The organism is Antrihabitans stalactiti, from assembly GCF_012932915.1.
Lineage (GTDB): Bacteria > Actinomycetota > Actinomycetes > Mycobacteriales > Mycobacteriaceae > Antrihabitans > Antrihabitans stalactiti.
This window is the reverse complement of the sequence record NZ_VCQU01000003.1, coordinates 179,421-197,047: the sequence shown is the minus strand read 5'-3', so window position 1 is coordinate 197,047 and position 17,627 is coordinate 179,421. Positions and strand designations below refer to the sequence as shown.

Below are 17,627 nucleotides of genomic sequence, written 5' to 3'. Positions count from 1 at the left end.
GCGAACACCCAGCTAGAATTGATCGGGTGTCTCCCGCCGAACGCGCGAACAACCGACGTCGCCAACCGCGGCGGCGTGGAGCGCTCGGCAATTCCACCAAGCCTCGGTTGAAGACGGTCCGCGAAACGTCTGCGGGCGGGCTGGTAGTCGACGGTCTCGATGGTCCACCAGAAGCCTTGTGCGCAGCGCTGATCGGTCGCACGGACCGCCGCGGAAGGTTGCTGTGGTCACTGCCGAAGGGGCACATCGAGCAAGGCGAAACAGCCGAACAGACTGCTATGCGGGAAGTTGCCGAAGAGACCGGAATTCGCGGTACCGTGCTCGCGTCACTCGGCAGTATCGATTACTGGTTCGTCGCCGAGGGACGTCGCATACACAAGACCGTCCACCATTACCTCCTGCGTTCCCTCGGGGGTGAATTGTCCGATGCAGATATCGAAGTCACCGAGGTGGCGTGGGTGCCACTTTCGGAACTGGAGTCACGGTTGGCGTACGCCGACGAACGCCGCCTCGCTGAAGTTGCCGGAAAGCTGATCGAGGAGATGGACAGCCCCCGGACCCCCGATGGCGCCTGACCGATTCCGCGGACGGTCACTGATCGTCCTGCTTTTCGTTGCGCTCCTGGCCTTGGGTCCCGCCGCGCTCACCGCGTTCTCGGACCCCTTGCACCGGCAGCCTTCGACGAAACCCACGAAACTGCTCGCGCTGTCGATCGACTCGGTCAACCCCAGTTCGGTGACCACGACGAGTGATCCGAACGTGTCGGTGACGGCGACGGTCACCAACGTGGGCGACCAGACGGTCGACGACATCAATGTCCGGATGCAACGCGCCCCCAAAGTGACGACCTCGGCGGACCTTCGAACCTCGTTGCAGCTCGACCAACAGAACTTCGACGTCGTCGGCGAATTCGTCACTGTGTCCGCTCACCTCGTCGTCGGCCAGAGCACGCAATTCACCCTGTCGATGCCGCTGCGCGCATTGCGGGGAACGGTGCCGACGCTCGAGATCACCGAACCGGGCGTCTACCCACTTCTGCTCAACGTCAACGGCGCGCCGCAGTTCGGATCAGAAGCGCGGCTCGACGACGCGCGCTTCCTGCTTCCCGTGCTCGGCGTTCCGGCGGATCCGACCGCCGAGGACCCCGCCGACGAAGCAGCGCGGCCAGTAGCCCCTTCGACCGCAGCGCCGGTCGCGACGACGATGTTGTGGCCGTTGGCGGACAGGCCGAGGCTGGCCGCCGGCATCCCCGGCTCGCTAGAGGAGAAGGTCCGTCTCGTCGACGACGACCTCGCGACGTCGTTGGCGAAAGGTGGCAGGCTCGAGCAACTCGTCTCGTCCCTCGAGTTCGCAGTCGGTCCCAACGTGGACCGCGATCGCGCACTGTCGAACAGCATCTGCCTCGCCGTCGATCCTGATCTGCTGGTTTCCGTCAGCAACATGACCCGCGGATACCTCGTTCTCGACGACCCCATGAACCCGACCGGTCCGACTCGAGAAGGGACCGGCGCCCAGGCAGCGAGCGAATGGCTCGACCGGGTTCGCGCCCTGGCCGACAATCTGTGCACGGTCGCATTGCCGTTCGCGCAGGTCGATCTCGCCGCGGTCCGGACCGTCAACGATCCGACGGTAAGCGCCAGTGCAGTGACCGCGCCCGCCGATGTCGTGGATGGCATCCTGTCTGCCACAACCGTTCGTGGTGTCATCTGGCCCGATTCGGGCACCATCGACGACGACACCGGGGCGTTTCTGCGGACGTTCGGTACAACGAGCGTGGTACTCGCGAGCAACGCGGTCGATGCCGGTGTCGGCGGATTGCCAGCCCCGGACCTGGTCCGTATCCCCTCGGCGGTTTCCACCAACCCGAAGCCCGCCGATCCGGTCGGATCCGATGCCGCCCTGCACGCTGCAACCTTCGACGTATCGACTGCCGCTGCTCTCGCCGGTGTCGGCGCAGAGCCTCAGACACCATCCTTTGCACCTGCCGACACGCGCTATGACCTCGACCGAGACTCCCGCGCCGCACGGCTGCAAGACGCTCTCGGTGCCATCAGCTGGAAGGCACTGAACCTGATCCCAGATCAGCCGCGGTCACAGCTCATCGTTCCGCCGCAGCAATGGCTCGCCGACGGCAACGAGTCGGCTGCTGTTCTCTCCGGCGTCGCCACACTGCTTCGCTCCGGTCTCGCGACACCGCGACCCTTCGCCGACATCCTCTCGCGGCCGCCCGACCCCCGTCCTTTCGAACTCAGCTACTCCCAACAAGCGGTCGACGACGCCGTCCCGGATTCGATCCGATCGGCTGCGGCAAGCCAGGCGGCCCGTATCGCGGCGCTGGCCGATGCGCTGGTCGAAGATCCGCAGTCCGAGCTGACGCCCTATCGCTTTGCTGCACCGTTACGCGAGGACCTGCTTCGCGCAATGTCGCTGTCGGGTCGACGCGGTGTCGACAACAAGAACGGCGACAACACAACGGCCAACGCGATAGGCGCCGCACGGGTTGTAGCGTCGCAACGAGCGGTCGACGCGATGTTCCGATCGGTCACTGTGCTGTCGCCGGGCGGTACCTACACGCTCGCTTCCGAGCAGAGTCCCTTATTGCTCGTGGCTCGCAACGATCTGCCGATCGGCATTCGAGTCCGGCTCAAGATCGACGCGCCCGCTGTCATGAAGATCACCGACATCGGTGAACAACAGCTCCCACCACGGGGAACGAGGCCGCTGCAGGTCCCCGCCGAGGTTGCCGACACCCGAAATCTGTTCATCGATGTCTCGTTGACGACGCCGGGCGGTCACGAATTGGGCGAACCGACAACGGTTTCGGTACGTTCGAACGCTTACGGCCAAGCGTTGGCCATAATTACCGGATGCGCGGGCGGACTGCTGCTGTTGCTGGCGGGACGTCGGCTGCTACATCGGTTCCGGGGCGAGCCCGATCCCGCCGACGAAGGGTTTGAGCGGCGATGACCGGGAGTAGCTACGGCGGAGGCACGGCCGCAGGTCCGCCCCACGCCGTGCGCACCGCTCCATGGGAGCGCACCTCGAGGGTGCGTCGATTCGTACCGCCACCGCTTGCGCCTCCGCCACCTCCGGTGCAATACGCCCCACCACGACGGATCCCGCCCCCACCGCCGAGACCTCCGGTCGAGCAGGTCGCCGCGAAGCCGCAAGAGAAGAGCCTCCTGGCCTCGACGGGGTCGATCGCCGTCGCCACACTCGTCAGCCGCATCACCGGATTCATGAAGCAAGTCGTGCTGCTCGCAGTGCTGGGCGCGGCGATCGGTAGTTCGTTCACGGTCGCGAGTGTGCTGCCGAACATGATCTCCGAACTGGTCCTCGGCGCCGTGCTCACGGCCATCGTGGTTCCGGTCCTCGTCCGCGCCGAGAGCGAGGATGCCGACGGCGGCGCTGCTTTCGTGCGCAGGTTGTTCACGGCAGCATTCGTACTTCTCGGGATGGCAGCGTTGCTGGCGACCGCCGCGGCGCCGATTTTGACGAAGTACGTGTTCTTGAGCGACGACGGCAAGGTCGACGTTGCGCTCACCACTGCGTTGTCGTTTCTCCTGCTGCCTGCAATCTTGTTCTACGGAATGACCGCGCTGCTGACCGCCATTCTGAATACCCGGCAGGTCTTCAAACCGGGTGCGTGGGCACCGGTGCTGAACAACCTCGTCGTTCTGGCGGTGCTGGCACTCTTCTGGGTGATGCCGGGCGAGATCTCGCTCGACCCGGTGCGGATGGGTGACCCGAAACTGCTGGTCCTGGGCTTGGGCGTGACGTTCGGCGTCGTGGTCCAGGCGTGCAGCCTCGTGCCGGCGATTCGGCGGCAACGCATCGACTTGCGCCCGTTGTGGGGTCTCGACGCGCGGCTGCGGCAGTTCGGCGGCATGGCCGTCGCGATCGTGCTGTACGTACTGATCAGCCAGGCCGGCTATATCTTCGCCACAAACGTTTCTTCACATGTCGACGCGGCGGGTCCCGCGATCTACTCGCAGGCCTGGCTACTTCTCCAGCTGCCGTATGGCGTGCTCGGCGTGACCGTCCTGACGGCGATCATGCCCCGGATGAGCCGCAACGCCGCAGCCAACGACACTCCCGCCGTCGTCGACGACCTCTCGGTTGCCACTCGACTCACCATGATCACGCTCATTCCGGTGATCACGCTGCTCACCTTTGCGGGCCCGCAGGTCGGGGTCGCGCTGTATTCATACGGAAACTTCGGTGTCGACGACGCCCATCGCCTCGGCGAAGCAGTCAGTTGGTCTGCGTTCACGCTGATTCCGTATTCGATCGTCCTCATTCAGCTTCGAGTGTTCTACGCACGCGAGCAGGCCTGGACCCCGACGTGGATCATCCTCGGCATCACCGCGGTGAAGATCGGCTGCTCGGCGATGGCTCCCGTGCTCGCCCGTGATTCCAACCAGGTGGTGATGTTGCTCGGTGCTGCCAACGGCCTCGGGTTCCTCACCGGCGCGATCATCGGCACGGTGCTGCTGCGGCGAACGCTCGGATCACTGCGTATGGCCAACGTCGGCAGGACCGTCTGGGTTGTGTTGTTGGCCTCACTCGCCGGCGCGGCTGTCATGGTCCTCACGGACCGTCTCCTAGGCCTGAGCAGGCTTTCCACCGGTCTCGGCGGTCCCGGAGCGGTCTTGCGGGTCGCGATCGGCGCAATCTTGCTGTTTGCTGTTACGTTTACAATTCTGCGAATAGCAAATATCGCCGAGGTCGTTGCGGTAACGGTTGCCGTCAAACGTCGGCTCACCGGAAGTAGCGAGAGCGAGCTCGAAATTGAGCCGGAGCCTCAGTACGACCCGATGATGGATGCGCAGACGATGGTTATCCCTGTGATCAGGGCCAATGCCGTTGATATCACCGGAGTGGGTGAGTTCCCGTACCCTGTTCGGCAGAGGATGGGGGCGAAACCCTATGGGGGACATGCGTGGGGGCCGACTGAAGGAGTGAGGATGAGCGACGACTCAATCGCTGGCAAACCAGCCGGTGGTTACGCCGCGGACACCTCTCAGCCGACCATAACGGAACGTCCGACAGGTGGTTCTACGGGCACTGTGACCAGCGACGCGAGATCCGACAGGCCCGAACCCGCGAAGCCGCAAGCCGGCCCTTCCAAGGGCATGCCCGAACCCCGTCCGTTGCGGCCGACGCCGCCGGTCGAGGGTCAGGTTCCCGTCAACGCAAGGCAGCAGCCGCCCGCTCAACCGCCGGCGCAGCCCTTGCCGCCGCGCGGCCCCAAGCTCATTCCTGGTGCTTCTGTCGCAGGCGGTCGTTACCGGTTGCTTGCCGCGCATGGTGGTGCGCGCGGTCTGTCGTTCTGGCAGGCGAAGGACACCAAGCTCGACCGCGAGGTCGCGCTGACCTTCGTCGACGCCGATCAGGCTGCCGACCCTCACGGGGCCGGCGATGAAGGTCCGCAGGCAATCTTGTCGCGCACGCTGCGCCTCGGGCGAATCAACTCTTCCGGGCTCGCTCGCGTCCTCGACGTCGTTCGCGGCAGCTCGGGTGGCATCGTGGTCGCGGAGTGGACACCGGGACGTTCGCTCGAAGAAATGGCGAAGACCGTGCCGTCGCCGATCGGCGCAGCCCGCGCGATTCGCGCGCTGGCTTCTGCTGCCGAGCTGACTCACCGCAGCGGCGGTGCCCTCTCGATCGACCATCCGGACCGGATTCGAATCAGTGCAGCGGGCGACGCCGTCCTGGCATTCCCTGGAACGCTCGCCGATTCCGATGCTCAGTCCGACGTTCGCGGACTCGGCGCGATGCTCTACGCCCTCATCACCGCTCATTGGCCCCTCGCAGACACCACTGCCGGAATCACCGGCACTGCGGCGCCCGTCGCCAGCATCGGTGGACTCCCGCCTGCTGTTCGTGGTCGTGAAGGCGCTCCTGTCGAGCCACGCGAGCTGCGTCCCGAGGTGCCCTTCGAGATCTCTGCCGTCGCCATGCGTGCGATGGAAACCAACCGCGGCGTGCGCACGGCGGCCACCGTTCAGCACGTGCTCGATCAGGCATCCGTGGTCGACCAGAAGACCGACTTGATGCCTGCGCTCCGGCTCGGCCAACGTGCCGTCGGCGCGCCCGGGCACGCGTTGGCAGATCCCGAAGACGCCGCAGCCGAGAAGTCCCAAACCAACCGGACCATGATCATGATCGCCGCCCTCGGCGCTGTTGCGATCATCGTTCTGGCCACGGTCGGCTGGCTGGTTGCAAGCAAGCTCGCTGGTCCGGATACCGATTCTCTGACCATCCCTGGTTTGACTACGGCCAACAGTCCGTCCGCGCAGTCGCCGACCCCGGATGCGCCGGCCGGCGTACCGGTGAAGTCGTCGTCCGCGATCGTCTACAGCTGGCCCAACGGCACAGCAGACGATCCGGATTCCGCACAACGGGCTCTCGACAACAATGCATCGACGGTGTGGCTCACGGACTCCTACACCCGACTGAAGGGCGTTGGCCTGCTCGTCACATTCCCCGAGGCCACCGACCTCACGCACGTCTGGGTCAACTCGCCGACTCAGGGCGCCCGTGTCGAGATTCGCAGCGCAACGTCCACGTCACCACAGCTGACGCAGACTCAGGAGATCGGGTCGGCGACCATTGGGTCGGGCGTCACCCAGATTCCCGTGACGAGCAGCGGCCCGGTGAAAAACGTCATCGTGTGGTTCCCCGACGTGGGAACCTCAGGTAAGCCTGCCCCGTCCGTCGTCGATGTCGGTTTCACTGCCGCATCATGAGCTGACGTCTTTACGGGCGATCACACCCAGCCACGGACCTTCGTCGTCGACGAAGCGCGTACGCCAGATCGGTTCGAGGTTTGCGGCGTCGATGCGCGCTTCGAAGGCGTCCGGTTCCCACCGCGTCACGTGGTAGCGGTTACCGGACTCGCTTCCCTCCCAGATATCGCCAATGCCCTCGCGCACGGTGCCCAGGAACGTTCCCCCAGGTCGGAGTGCCTGAGCCACCTTCCGCAAGATTTCGTCGGTGTGCTCGCGCTCGATGTGTTGCAGCACGAACAAGGCCATGACGCCGTCGTAGCTCGGCCAGCGCGTATCGATGTACTCGTCGGCGATGGCGTCGAGTCGATCGACGTGTTTGCCACGTGCGATCTGAAGGTCACGGAAGGCAGCGGCCGCGTCGGTACGCCGAACGTGCAGACCGCGCGACTCGAGGAAGTCGGCGTCCCAACCTGGCCCGGAGCCGAGTTCGAGAACTGTGCCACCCTCGGGGGTCGAGTCGACGAACCGATTCATCATCGCTAGGTTCACGTCGGTCGGCATGCCCTTTGTCAGGTCCGCGTACTCGGCAGCGATGTTCTCGTACGCGGCAAGTGTCCGTTGATTCTTCGTCTCGTCCACCAGCTACGACCGCAGCGTTCGGTTCGGGTCACACTTCTGTTTGATCGTCGCCAACTCGCGTACGGACTTCTCCGGCAGCGCGTCCGCCATCTCCTCACCGGGTGCGAGAAACGTCAGCGGCTTGCCGTGGCCTGTAAACGGCGTCAGATCGTCCATGAACGCCGCGATGCGCTCTTTGATCCGGTCCGCCGTGCGTTCGGCCGACGGACTCCCGAAAAGATAGATGAGATGTTCGCTGCTCAGCGGACCGTTTGGCAGTTGATTCTCGTTGCTGATGGCGCCACCGAGTTGCCGGACCTGGACGGTGAGCAGAGGGAAGATCGGGTCACGCACCAGTGCGTCGATGACGCCGTCATCCAACACCCGAATCGGCAGAGTGCTGCTGATGCCAGGGCTCGGGTCGATCGGATCGGCAGTGATCGTTGCCAAATCAGCCGGACTCATCGCGACGCGAGTGTCACCGATGGCCCCTGCGATGGCGTCGAACGGGCTCAGTAGTTCCCGCGCCGATTCCTCGGCGCCGAGGAACGTGGAGTCCACCGCCCCCAAGGGTGTGGCGCTCACCGGGAAGTGCACCAAGTCCAGCCAGATGGTCAGTTCGTCCGGTGCCTGCGCGGTCACCGGCGAGTACGCGTGCAGAAGGTCCAGCGCAGTGCCCAGAACAGTTCCGGCTCGTTCTCGCTGTCGACCCGCCGCCGTCCACCGTCTGCGGTGACGACTTCGAAGCTGCGCACCGCTGCACCCGCAAGTCCGAATTTCCGCGAGAACCAACTCAGACCGCCACCGACGGTGAAGCCGACGACTCCGACGCCGGGCGAACTTCCTGGAGTGCCGGACAGTCCGTGCTCGGCCGCCGCAGCTTGTAGCCGACCCCACAACACCCCCGCACCCACGTGGGCGCGACGAGTAACGGGGTCGATCTGCAGCGAGTCCAGGTTGTGGGTCCGTAGCAAAATCGTCCCGGCGGATTTGCCCGTGGCGCCGTGACCGGACCGTTGAGTCGTGACTGTAATACCTTTCGCAGCAGCGAATTTCACGGTCGCCTGGATGTCGGCAATGCTTGCGACGTCGACGACCGCCACCGCGTCGTCTTGTCGGATCTGCACATTCCACGGTCGGGTGAGTGCGGACCAGTCCCGGCCGGTGGACGCGGCATCGCCAGGGGTCGTGACACGACCTTCGACGACCGCAGCGAGCGATTCGAACGGTGTCATGTTGCATCCTTATCACTGAGCGGATAACGAGTGGCGATAGCGAAGGGATTGGGGACGTTCATTGGCGACCCAGCGCGAGCGCAGTGAACGCACGATCGCCGCGATCCTGGCGGCAGGTCGGGAACTCTTCGCGGCGGACGGCTACGACGAGGTGACCATCGACGCAGTCGTCGCGCAAGCGGGAATAGCGAAAGGCGCTTTCTACCATCACTTTTCGTCCAAGAAGACGTTGCTCGACGCAGTCGTCGACGAGATGCAGGGCGAGATCGCCGACGAATTTCGCGCCAACCAACGACCGCAACCCCTGTCGGCCAACGACCTTGCCGACGTGTTGACCGACTATCTGCGGCGGGCCGCCGACCCGCGCCGGCGCAGGATCGTTCTGCTCGAGGGTCCCGAGGTGCTCGGTTGGGAGCGGTGGCGCGAGATCGACGACCGACATTTTGCGGGCATGACTCGTGCCGCGGTCGCGATGACGATGTCGTCGGCCCCGGATGCACCTCGCGTTGTGGCCGCCACTCAGCTCGTGCTCGGGGCTGTCATGGAGGCGGCACTGGTCGCTGGTCGAGCCGACGATCCCGAGGCGGTGGTTGCGCAGTTCGGTGACGTGCTCGGCGACTTTCTCTCGGGGCTCGCCGCGAGCCGGTAGCACCTCAGATCACCCCTGCCCGGCCGAAGGCTGCGGCCCGCTGAGCGCCGTCGACGTAGACGTCCTTTCTCGTTACCAAACCGTCCCGGTCGACGTCGACGACATCGACGAGGTCGATACGAGCTGTGAACTGCGTCCCGTCGGTATCGAGGAGGTCGATCACCATCGTCCACTCGAGTACCCAGTGGCCGTCGCCGAGAAGCAACCGCGCGACCTCCGCCCGGTATCCCGGATAGCTGTCGAAGAGATTCTTGTAGTGCTCACGCAGGGCTGAGCGACCGTGTACCCGCTTCTCACCGGCGCGCAGGGAGTAGGTCGAATCCACGCTGTGGAGTGCGGAAATAGCGTCGGGATCCTTGTCTTCCCATGCCTGGTGATAGCGATTGAACACCTCCTCGAGCGAGGACCGATCGAGGCGCGCTTCGCGCTCGGCGGCAATTCCGGACATCGGTGGACTCCTTTCGTGAAGGTGTCACACCAGACTAACCGACTGTCAGTCGGTTTATGAAGAGCGACTCAAAATGTGAAAATAGATAGCTGACAGTTTGCCGCTCCGCCGGGCACCTGTGTATATTGTTTCGGACGGTCCGTAAGAGGGCCCTTACCGCAGCGGCTACGTCGCGACGGTCGTTGACGGTGTTGGTATGCCAGCTGGGGGGCATACCAACACCGGGGGGAATCTCGTGTTGCATTCGAGAGTTTCAGCTGCCCGGTCTCGGGCGTCGCAGCGGAGAAGGGAGGGACCGTCTCGTGTCGACCGACGCCGATCTCCTCGCTGCTCACGCCGCTGGTGACCACCACGCCTTCGCAGAACTCATGCGTCGCCATTACGACCACCTGTGGCAAACCGCATTGCGAACGTCGTACACCCGGGAAGATGCCGCAGATGCCCTGCAGGATGCGTTGCTGTCTGCACATCGAACGGCCGGCACGTTTCGCGCAGACGCAGCGGTCCGCAGCTGGCTGCACAAGATCGTCGTCAACGCCTGCCTCGACCGCATCCGTCGGAACAAGGTGCGGCCCACGGTCTCGTTGTCGGCCGACGAATCGGACGATCCCCGTGATGATCGAGACCATTACGCCGACCTGGAGATGTCTCTGGTCGTCGACAGAGCCCTGTTTTCGCTGCCGGCCGAACAACGTGCGGCATTGGTCGCGGTCGATGTCGAGGGCTACTCGATTTCCGAGGCAGCGGCGATGCTGGGAGTGCCAGAGGGCACAATCAAAAGCCGATGTGCGCGAGGCCGCGTCAAGCTGGCGGAAAAGTTGGAATTCCTTCGCGATCCAGGGAACCGAACCTAGCCAGCGCGCGTCGAATCTTATAGCGGACAAACAAAAATGCTCGGCAAGAGCGACGAAGCACGAACGATCGAAGTTGGGGAGGTGTGATGAGCACTCGAAGCGGTGTGCCGCAGCCGCCGTTCTCAACCGAACTCATCGCCGACCTACATGCCGACAACCTCCCGCCGGAGGTCGCGAGCGAGTTGTGGCCAGCAGTTCGGCGCGACGCCGATGCGATGCGGACCCTGCAGGCGCTCGATCGCGTGTCCGACGAATTGCGAGCCCTGGGTCGCGATCAAACCGTCGCCACCACGATTCCTCGCGACGTCGCGGAGCGGCTGGATCAGATTCTCGACCTACCGAGCAAGGTTTCGGTGCGGCCTCTCGCAACCCTCCACGAACTCGCGTCCCGCCGTCGCCGGGTCCGCATTGGGGGAGCAGCAGCAGCCCTGGTCGCGGCCGCGGCAGTGATCTTCGCCTTCGTCGTGCTGCGAGCACCGGAGCAGAACAGTCCGATACAAGCTCAACCGACACCGCAACCGACGAAGACGGTCGACTTGGGCGACGATCTCACGGTCGCCTCGTTGCGCTCTGTCATCGGTCGACACGACGTGCCCGCGCCCCTCGTCGCAAATCTGGCCGGCTGCTTGGCCGCCAACGGGCTCAGCACAACACAGCCGGTCCTCGGGTCGGCGCCTGTTCGGTTCCGCGGGCAGGATGCTGTGCTCCTACTGGTTCCGGGAACGCCGCCACCCACGATCAAGGCAATCGTCGTCGGCGTCGGCTGTAAAGAATCGGACGCTGCGCAGCTGGCAGTCAGGCAGATCGGCTAGCGCGGGAACAACACCCCTTACCCTGTTGTTGATCCACAACGAATCGCTAAGCCGCCCTGGAAGGTCCCATGTCATCTCCTGCCGATACCAACAAGGTTGTAGACCTCATCATCGTCGGGTCCGGCCCAGCTGGATATACCGCAGCGGTCTACGCGGCCCGCGCCGAATTGGAACCCCTGGTTTTCGAAGGCACCCAGTTCGGCGGCGCATTGATGACCACCACCGAGGTCGAGAACTTTCCCGGATTCAAGTCCGGCATCATGGGTCCCGATCTGATGGACGAGATGCGTGAGCAAGCCCTGCGGTTCGGTGCCGATATTCGGACCGAAGACGTAGACGAGATCGACCTCTCCGGACCGATCAAGTCCGTCGTCGCCAACGGCGAAACGTACCGTGCCCATGCCGTGATCCTCGCTATGGGAGCCGCCGCTCGCTATCTCGATATTCCGGGCGAGCAGGACCTCCTTGGACGCGGTGTCAGCGCGTGCGCCACCTGCGACGGTTTCTTCTTCAAAGGCCAGGACATCGCGGTCGTCGGCGGTGGCGACTCGGCAATGGAAGAGGCAACCTTCCTGACGAAGTTCGCGCGATCGGTCACCGTCATTCACCGTCGTGAGGAATTCCGTGCGTCGCGGATCATGCTCGAGCGCGCGAAGGCCAACGAGAAGATCAAGTTCGTCACCAACTCGCAGGTCGTTGCAGTGCTAGGCGAAACAAGCGTCACCGGCGTGACCTTGCGTGACACGGTCACGGGCGAGGAGAGCCAGCTCGACGTCACGGGAATGTTCGTCGCAGTCGGTCACGATCCGCGCAGCGACCTCGTCAAGGGCCAGGTCGAACTCGACGACGCAGGCTACGTGCGAGTCCAATCACCTACGACCGCAACGAATGTCACAGGTGTCTTCGCTGCCGGCGATCTCGTCGACCACACCTATCGCCAGGCAATCACAGCCGCGGGTACCGGGTGCGCCGCTGCGCTCGATGCCGAGCGCTGGCTGGCCGAGCAGGGCGACATCTCGACCAACACGATCGACAACGCCGGCCGGTCCGTCGCGATCGCCTGATCGCTTTCATCAATCGCTTTTCCCGACCCCCAGGAGACCCAGTGTCCAACACAATCACCGTCACCGACGCTTCGTTCGTCGAGGATGTCTTGTCCAGCGAGAAGCCAGTTCTGGTCGATTTCTGGGCGACGTGGTGCGGACCGTGCCGCATGGTCGCTCCGGTCCTCGAGGAGATCGCCAAGGAGCACGGCGACAAGATCACGATTGCCAAGCTGGATATCGATGCGAACCCCGGCACGCAACGCGACTACAAGGTGATGTCGATCCCGACGCTGATCCTGTTCTCGGGTGGCAAGCCGGCCAAGCAGATCGTCGGCGCCAAGGGTAAAGCTGCCCTCCTGCGGGAGCTGTCCGACGTCCTCTGATCGAGTTGGTGCAGAGCTGGCGGTTCTGACCCCTAGTACATAGTTCCGCCAGTTTTCTGCGACAATTGCTCGACGTGCCCAGTAACTCCGCACCGGGCACCGGCCGGTTTAAGGAAGGCGCCAACTCCATGCACCGACTCCGTCACGGCGATCGTGGACCTGCCGTCGCAGAGGTTCGGGGCACGCTCGCACGAATGGGATATCTCCCTGGCGAGCTGCCGGCGACGGATCCAGAATCCGGCGAAGACGCCTACTGGCTCACCCCCGATGCGGTGTTCGATCAGACACTCGATAGCGCAGTGCGCGCTTTCCAACAGCAGCGTGGCATTCTCGTCGACGGCATTGTCGGCCCCGCCACGTATCGCTCCCTGAAAGAGGCGTCGTACACCCTCGGTGCGCGCACGATGTTCTACCAGTTGTCGGCGCCCCTCTTCGGTGACGACGTGGCTACGCTGCAACGCCGGCTGCAAGATCTCGGCTTCTATGTCGAGCGGGTCGACGGCTACTTCGGCGCTCAGACGCACGAGGCTCTCAGCTCGTTCCAGCGGGAGATCGGGCTGGCGGCCGACGGGATCTGTGGCCCAGACACGTTGCGCTCCTTGGAACTTCTCGGTGCCCGGGTTACCGGTGGCAACCCCCACCGAATCAGCGAAGAAGAATTGGTACACCGATCCGGTCCGCAGCTGACAGGCAAGCGGATCGTGATCGATCCAGGCCTGGGCGGCGACGACCGCGGGCTCGGCGTATGGACTGAGTTCGGCGAGATGTACGAGTCGGAGATCCTCTGGGATTTGGCCAGTCGGCTTGAAGGTCGTATGGCGGCCACTGGAATGGAGACGTTCCTTTCCCGTCCCCACAATGCGAATCCGACGGATGTCGAGCGGGCCGAGACCTCGAATGCATTCGACGCCGACCTCATGATTTCGTTGCGCTGCGCGCATAACGACAGTCCGTCCGCGAACGGTGTTGCGAGCTTCCACTTCGGAAACTCACACGGTTCGACATCGATGATCGGCCAAGTACTTTCGGGCTTCATTCAGCGCGAGGTCGTCGCACGAACCTCGTTGCAAGACTGCCGCGTTCACGGCCGTACCTGGGATCTGTTGCGCCTCACCAAGATGCCGACGGTCCAGGTCGACATCGGTTACGTCACAAACGAGTACGACGCGGCAGTCCTCACCAATCCGCGCTTTCGCGACGTCATCGCCGAAGCTATTCTGATCGCCGTCAAACGGCTCTATCTCCTCGGTCAGGACGACCAGCCAACGGGGACATACACGTTCGCCGAACTGCTTGCCGAAGAACTTGCCGCCGCTGACCGCGGCTGATGTCCTTCAGCGTTCCTGACGAGCTAGTGCGCGCCAACCGTCGAACGACTACCCAGGTCTGCGACGGTCAACGCTGCGGCCGAAAGTAGTTGCTCCAACGCGTATTCGACGTCTGCCTTCCAGCCGTGGTCACGGTCCAGCTCGAGTCGCAGTCGCGGGAAGCGGTGATGCGGTGCAACAACTTCGAATCCGACCCCCTCGAGGAAGTCAGCCGCGATCATGCAGGACGCGGGCGAACACTCCAGCGCCGCTGTCGCCGTAGGTGTATCGGTGACCGACACAGCCAACTCCTCGTCCGTCTTCCGAATGCCGAACGATTCGAGCGCTCGCACGCCGCGGCGAACGAGGTCCGCAACGACGGCTTGCACCAAGTGGCCGGCGAGCCCGTCGTCGTCTATGAGGTCGTCGCGCTCGAGCCGCAAGGTTGTCAGAAGCACGGCGTCCGCGCTCACCGGTGAGGTGGGAAACAGCGAGGCGCGGGGGACCGCACTGGGCGGTGAGTAGAGAGCGCAACCGGCAGGGTTGCCGTCGACGAGCGCGACCTGCCCGCAGGAACCCCACTCGAGCATGACGGTCGACAGCCACGCTTCTTTTTCGAAGACAGGGTCCGTGAATTCTTTGGACGTAAATGCGACAGCGGGATCGAGTTCCCAGAAGACGCATCGCCTAGCGTGCGACGGCAGTTTTCCGAGACCATCGAGGGTGAGGGCGGTGACACTGGTCGACACTGCTCTGCTCAGCCTCCATGCCCAGTGTGCACCTCGCGGTCCGTTCTAGATCAAGGATATGCGATCGGTGCTGGGTGTTCGTACCTGGTCGGAAAGTCCATTTTTGGCTCCCGTCACTGTGACGTATCAGCCGCAGTGACGGGTATGCCCACCAACAATGCCCGATTTATCCCTTATTTTCGATCAAACCGACGATCCGTTCCAGGTCGTCCACCGAGCCGAATTCGACGACAATTTTGCCTTTTCGCTTGCCCAAACTGACGGTCACGCGAGTATCGAACGACGACGAGAGCCGTTCGGCCACATCCTGCAAGCCCGGCATCTGGATCGGCTTGCGCCGCACCGTCGGCGTGACGGCCCTGTCGTCCTCGCGGTTCGCCAGAGTGACTGCTTCCTCCGTCGCGCGGACCGACAGCCCTTCCGCGATGATCCGCGCGGCCAGTTGCTCCTGTGCTTCCGCACCCGCGTCCAGCGAGAGGAGCGCTCGAGCGTGGCCGGCCGACAGAACCCCCGCCGCGACGCGGCGCTGAACGGCAATCGGCAGCTTGAGCAATCGGATCATATTCGTCACTACGGGACGCGAACGACCGAGCCGATTCGCCAGCTCTTCATGAGTCACGTCGAACTCTTCGAGCAACTGCTGGTACGCCGACGCCTCTTCCAACGGGTTCAGCTGGACCCGGTGAATGTTCTCGAGGAGGGCGTCGCGGAGCATCGATCCGTCGGCCGTCTCGCGAACGATCGCAGGAATGGCAGCGAGTCCGGCTTGCTGGCTTGCCCGCCAGCGCCGCTCGCCCATGACGATCTGATAGCTCTCGGGGCCCGTCCGACGGACGACGATCGGCTGCATGAGGCCGAACTCGCGGATGGAATGAACAAGCTCCGACAGCGCCTCTTCCTCGAAAACCTGGCGCGGTTGCTTGGGGTTCGGCTTGATCTGATCCTGCGGGATCTCGCGGTAGACAGCGCCCGCCGGGGTCAGATCCGAATCGTCGAGATCCGGTGCGGCGCGAAGGTCCCGCGGTTGGAGGGGGTTCGCTGCTCGCTCTGCAGCCGATCGCTCGATCCCGATAATGACATCTGCTGCCGCGTTGCCAAGCCTCGGTCCGCCGGCCTCCGGGCCAGTGGGAATCAGCGCGGCAAGGCCTCGACCCAGTCCGCCTTTGCGTGTTTGGCTCATTTCGCGATGCTCCCCACGGTGCCGGAGGAACGCGCGGCGAGCTCTCGGCCCGCGTCGAGATAACTCATCGCACCTCGTGATCCTGGGTCGTAGTCGAGCACGGACATTCCGTAGCCGGGCGCCTCGGAGACCTTGACGCTGCGTGGAATGACCGACCGCAGTACGGCATCGCCGAAGTGGCTCCGGACCTCATCGGCGACCTGGTCGGCCAGTTTCGTTCGCCCGTCGTACATCGTCAAGACGACCGTCGACACATGCAGACTCGGGTTGAGATGCGCCTGAACGAGCTGAATATTGCGAAGCAACTGACCCACTCCTTCGAGTGCGTAGTACTCGCACTGAATCGGAATGAGGACTTCGCGCGCAGCCACCATCGCGTTGACTGTGAGGAGCCCTAGCGAAGGCGGGCAGTCGATCATGACGAAGTCGATGCCCAGTCCGTCGAGGGCCTCGTCCGACAGCGCGGTCTTCAGTCGACCTTCACGGGCAACCATCGAGACCAGCTCGATTTCCGCGCCGGCCAAGTCGATCGTTGCGGGAATGCAGAGCAGCCGCGGGCTGTGCGGGCTCTGTTGAATTGCCTCCTTTGCCGTCACTTCGCCGAGAAGTAGTTCGTAGCTCGAGGGCACCCCCGAATGGTGGGCAACACCCATCGCGGTGCTGGCATTGCCCTGAGGGTCGAGATCGACCACCAGGACGGTCAGCCCCTGCAGGGCCAGCGCGGACGCCAGGTTGACGGCCGTCGTTGTTTTTCCGACGCCACCCTTCTGGTTGGCAATCGTGATGACCCGCTTCTCGGTGAGCTTCGGTAGAGCCACTGAGTGTGGGTGGAGGACTTGGCTGGCGCGGTGTGCTGCCGCGCCGATTGGTGTATCGATCGGCGAGATGCCCGGGTACTGTCCGCCGAAATCGGCATCCTGCTTCCCGTGTCGACCGGCTGACTGACGAGGCTGGGACGGTGTTTCACGTGAAACCGTTGATCGTGAAACGTTCGAAGAACCACCCGGCATTTGAGCTCCTACCCGCGGGATACCGCTTCAGCTTGACTATCGCAACTATCGGAGTCGCTACCGCAGAAAGGCGACGGTGGCGGCTTTTTCTGCTCGCACAGACCGAACTACATTGGTCGGAATCGGCGATTAATGGCCCACCACTCGCGACTTGTGCAAGCTTGCCAGTCCGCCGCGCGGATGGGAAGTCAGGCTGAGGAAACTTCCGTCCGAGAACGGAATTCGGGAAATTTCTGGGCGTTTGCGTGCTTCCCGACAACGGATCTGCGCGTGCCGTAATTCGCCCACTTCAGGCACTATTTCTAGTTCCGCCCCATTCACAGTCCTGCTGCGAAAAGTTATCCCCAGTTGTGGAATTCCATGTGTGTAACTTCTCACCGGCGGGAAGCCCATGGGGCACATGAATATTCGACCAAAGCGCAGACATTGCAAGTTGCGAAATCGGCCCGTTTAGCCCAAGCCTGTGGACTAACTGCCTCACTGCCAACTAGGTCCGCGCGTCGTACTCACTGTTCCACGTGAAACAAGATGGCGCCGCGTCGCCACTCATCGAGCAAGCGTCACCGTCGGGCAAGAGGACTAAGACCCCTGTCATTGGCTTG

Annotated in this window: 16 protein-coding genes; 9 read left to right on the top strand and 7 right to left on the bottom strand. The window is 63.7% G+C overall.

Annotated elements, in window-relative coordinates:
• The first annotated feature begins 26 nt into the window (after positions 1-26).
• Genes FGL95_RS09985 through FGL95_RS09975 form a run of 3 tightly spaced genes read left to right on the top strand, consistent with a single transcriptional unit; the run spans position 27 to position 6,752 of the window.
• A complete protein-coding gene (locus tag FGL95_RS09985) occupies positions 27-575 on the top strand; it encodes an NUDIX domain-containing protein (protein WP_169586156.1) in 549 nt (182 codons plus the stop codon).
• Positions 565-2,967: a glycoprotein gene (locus FGL95_RS09980; RefSeq protein ID WP_169586154.1), complete on the top strand. Its 2,403-nt coding sequence runs from the start codon at positions 565-567 to the stop codon at positions 2,965-2,967. Before FGL95_RS09985 ends, FGL95_RS09980 begins: the two co-directional genes overlap by 11 nt.
• The gene (locus tag FGL95_RS09975) at positions 2,964-6,752 is read left to right on the top strand and encodes a murein biosynthesis integral membrane protein MurJ (protein WP_169586152.1); all 3,789 of its coding nucleotides are present in this window, start codon (positions 2,964-2,966) and stop codon (positions 6,750-6,752) included. The genes FGL95_RS09980 and FGL95_RS09975 overlap by 4 nt, the downstream gene beginning before the upstream one ends.
• On the opposite strand, the gene FGL95_RS09970 is transcribed toward FGL95_RS09975, so the two are convergent.
• Genes FGL95_RS09970 through FGL95_RS09960 form a run of 3 tightly spaced genes read right to left on the bottom strand, consistent with a single transcriptional unit; the run spans position 6,747 to position 8,587 of the window.
• Positions 6,747-7,373, bottom strand: coding sequence for a methyltransferase (locus FGL95_RS09970; RefSeq protein WP_169586150.1), 627 nt, complete (start codon positions 7,371-7,373; stop codon positions 6,747-6,749). The genes FGL95_RS09975 and FGL95_RS09970 overlap by 6 nt on opposite strands.
• Positions 7,374-7,376: 3 nt before the next feature.
• The gene (locus FGL95_RS09965; RefSeq protein WP_169586148.1) at positions 7,377-7,994 is read right to left on the bottom strand and encodes a hypothetical protein; all 618 of its coding nucleotides are present in this window, start codon (positions 7,992-7,994) and stop codon (positions 7,377-7,379) included.
• Complete coding sequence (locus FGL95_RS09960; RefSeq protein ID WP_169586145.1) at positions 7,991-8,587, bottom strand: FAD-binding oxidoreductase; 597 nt, start codon at positions 8,585-8,587, stop codon at positions 7,991-7,993. Before FGL95_RS09960 ends, FGL95_RS09965 begins: the two co-directional genes overlap by 4 nt.
• 61 nt (positions 8,588-8,648) lie before the next feature.
• Here FGL95_RS09960 and FGL95_RS09955 point away from each other — a divergent pair, with 61 nt between their 5' ends.
• Positions 8,649-9,236, top strand: coding sequence for a TetR/AcrR family transcriptional regulator (locus FGL95_RS09955; protein WP_169586143.1), 588 nt, complete (start codon positions 8,649-8,651; stop codon positions 9,234-9,236).
• Between the two features lie 4 nt (positions 9,237-9,240).
• Here the strand turns inward: FGL95_RS09955 and FGL95_RS09950 are convergent, their stop codons facing one another.
• Positions 9,241-9,684 (bottom strand): nuclear transport factor 2 family protein, encoded by a 444-nt coding sequence (locus FGL95_RS09950; RefSeq protein ID WP_169586141.1) that lies wholly within the window; start codon positions 9,682-9,684, stop codon positions 9,241-9,243.
• Between the two features lie 302 nt (positions 9,685-9,986).
• Between FGL95_RS09950 and sigM the strand changes: the two genes are divergently transcribed.
• From sigM to FGL95_RS09925, 5 genes are all read left to right on the top strand, one after another.
• The gene (gene sigM / locus FGL95_RS09945) at positions 9,987-10,538 is read left to right on the top strand and encodes an RNA polymerase sigma factor SigM (protein ID WP_169586139.1); all 552 of its coding nucleotides are present in this window, start codon (positions 9,987-9,989) and stop codon (positions 10,536-10,538) included.
• Positions 10,539-10,624: 86 nt separating this feature from the next.
• Positions 10,625-11,350 carry a hypothetical protein gene (locus FGL95_RS09940; RefSeq protein ID WP_169586137.1) on the top strand — a complete coding sequence of 242 codons (726 nt, stop codon included), beginning with the start codon at positions 10,625-10,627 and terminating at the stop codon, positions 11,348-11,350.
• Between the two features lie 68 nt (positions 11,351-11,418).
• Positions 11,419-12,414 carry a thioredoxin-disulfide reductase gene (gene trxB, locus FGL95_RS09935; protein ID WP_169586135.1) on the top strand — a complete coding sequence of 332 codons (996 nt, stop codon included), beginning with the start codon at positions 11,419-11,421 and terminating at the stop codon, positions 12,412-12,414.
• A 41-nt stretch (positions 12,415-12,455) separates the two neighbouring features.
• Positions 12,456-12,779: a thioredoxin gene (trxA, locus tag FGL95_RS09930; RefSeq protein WP_169586133.1), complete on the top strand. Its 324-nt coding sequence runs from the start codon at positions 12,456-12,458 to the stop codon at positions 12,777-12,779.
• 128 nt (positions 12,780-12,907) lie between these two features.
• Entirely contained in the window at positions 12,908-14,107 is a 1,200-nt protein-coding gene (locus FGL95_RS09925) for an N-acetylmuramoyl-L-alanine amidase (RefSeq protein WP_169586131.1), read from the top strand.
• A 23-nt stretch (positions 14,108-14,130) separates the two neighbouring features.
• Here the strand turns inward: FGL95_RS09925 and FGL95_RS09920 are convergent, their stop codons facing one another.
• From FGL95_RS09920 to FGL95_RS09910, 3 genes are all read right to left on the bottom strand, one after another.
• A complete protein-coding gene (locus tag FGL95_RS09920) occupies positions 14,131-14,835 on the bottom strand; it encodes a GNAT family N-acetyltransferase (protein WP_169586129.1) in 705 nt (234 codons plus the stop codon).
• A 166-nt stretch (positions 14,836-15,001) separates the two neighbouring features.
• Positions 15,002-16,015 carry a ParB/RepB/Spo0J family partition protein gene (locus tag FGL95_RS09915; protein WP_169586127.1) on the bottom strand — a complete coding sequence of 338 codons (1,014 nt, stop codon included), beginning with the start codon at positions 16,013-16,015 and terminating at the stop codon, positions 15,002-15,004.
• Positions 16,012-17,025 carry a ParA family protein gene (locus tag FGL95_RS09910; RefSeq protein ID WP_169586125.1) on the bottom strand — a complete coding sequence of 338 codons (1,014 nt, stop codon included), beginning with the start codon at positions 17,023-17,025 and terminating at the stop codon, positions 16,012-16,014. The genes FGL95_RS09915 and FGL95_RS09910 overlap by 4 nt, the downstream gene beginning before the upstream one ends.
• Between the last annotated feature and the right edge of the window lie 602 nt (positions 17,026-17,627).

What these genes read in the sequence shown, in the direction of transcription:
- FGL95_RS09980 (WP_169586154.1), top strand. Translation starts at nt 565, where the DNA reads ATGGCGCCTGACCGATTCCGCGGACGGTCACTGATCGTCCTGCTTTTC.
- FGL95_RS09975 (WP_169586152.1), top strand. Translation starts at nt 2,964, where the DNA reads ATGACCGGGAGTAGCTACGGCGGAGGCACGGCCGCAGGTCCGCCCCAC.
- FGL95_RS09960 (WP_169586145.1), bottom strand. Translation starts at nt 8,587, where the DNA reads ATGACACCGTTCGAATCGCTCGCTGCGGTCGTCGAAGGTCGTGTCACG.
- FGL95_RS09950 (WP_169586141.1), bottom strand. Translation starts at nt 9,684, where the DNA reads ATGTCCGGAATTGCCGCCGAGCGCGAAGCGCGCCTCGATCGGTCCTCG.
- FGL95_RS09940 (WP_169586137.1), top strand. Translation starts at nt 10,625, where the DNA reads ATGAGCACTCGAAGCGGTGTGCCGCAGCCGCCGTTCTCAACCGAACTC.
- trxB (WP_169586135.1), top strand. Translation starts at nt 11,419, where the DNA reads ATGTCATCTCCTGCCGATACCAACAAGGTTGTAGACCTCATCATCGTC.
- FGL95_RS09925 (WP_169586131.1), top strand. Translation starts at nt 12,908, where the DNA reads ATGCACCGACTCCGTCACGGCGATCGTGGACCTGCCGTCGCAGAGGTT.
- FGL95_RS09915 (WP_169586127.1), bottom strand. Translation starts at nt 16,015, where the DNA reads ATGAGCCAAACACGCAAAGGCGGACTGGGTCGAGGCCTTGCCGCGCTG.
- FGL95_RS09910 (WP_169586125.1), bottom strand. Translation starts at nt 17,025, where the DNA reads ATGCCGGGTGGTTCTTCGAACGTTTCACGATCAACGGTTTCACGTGAA.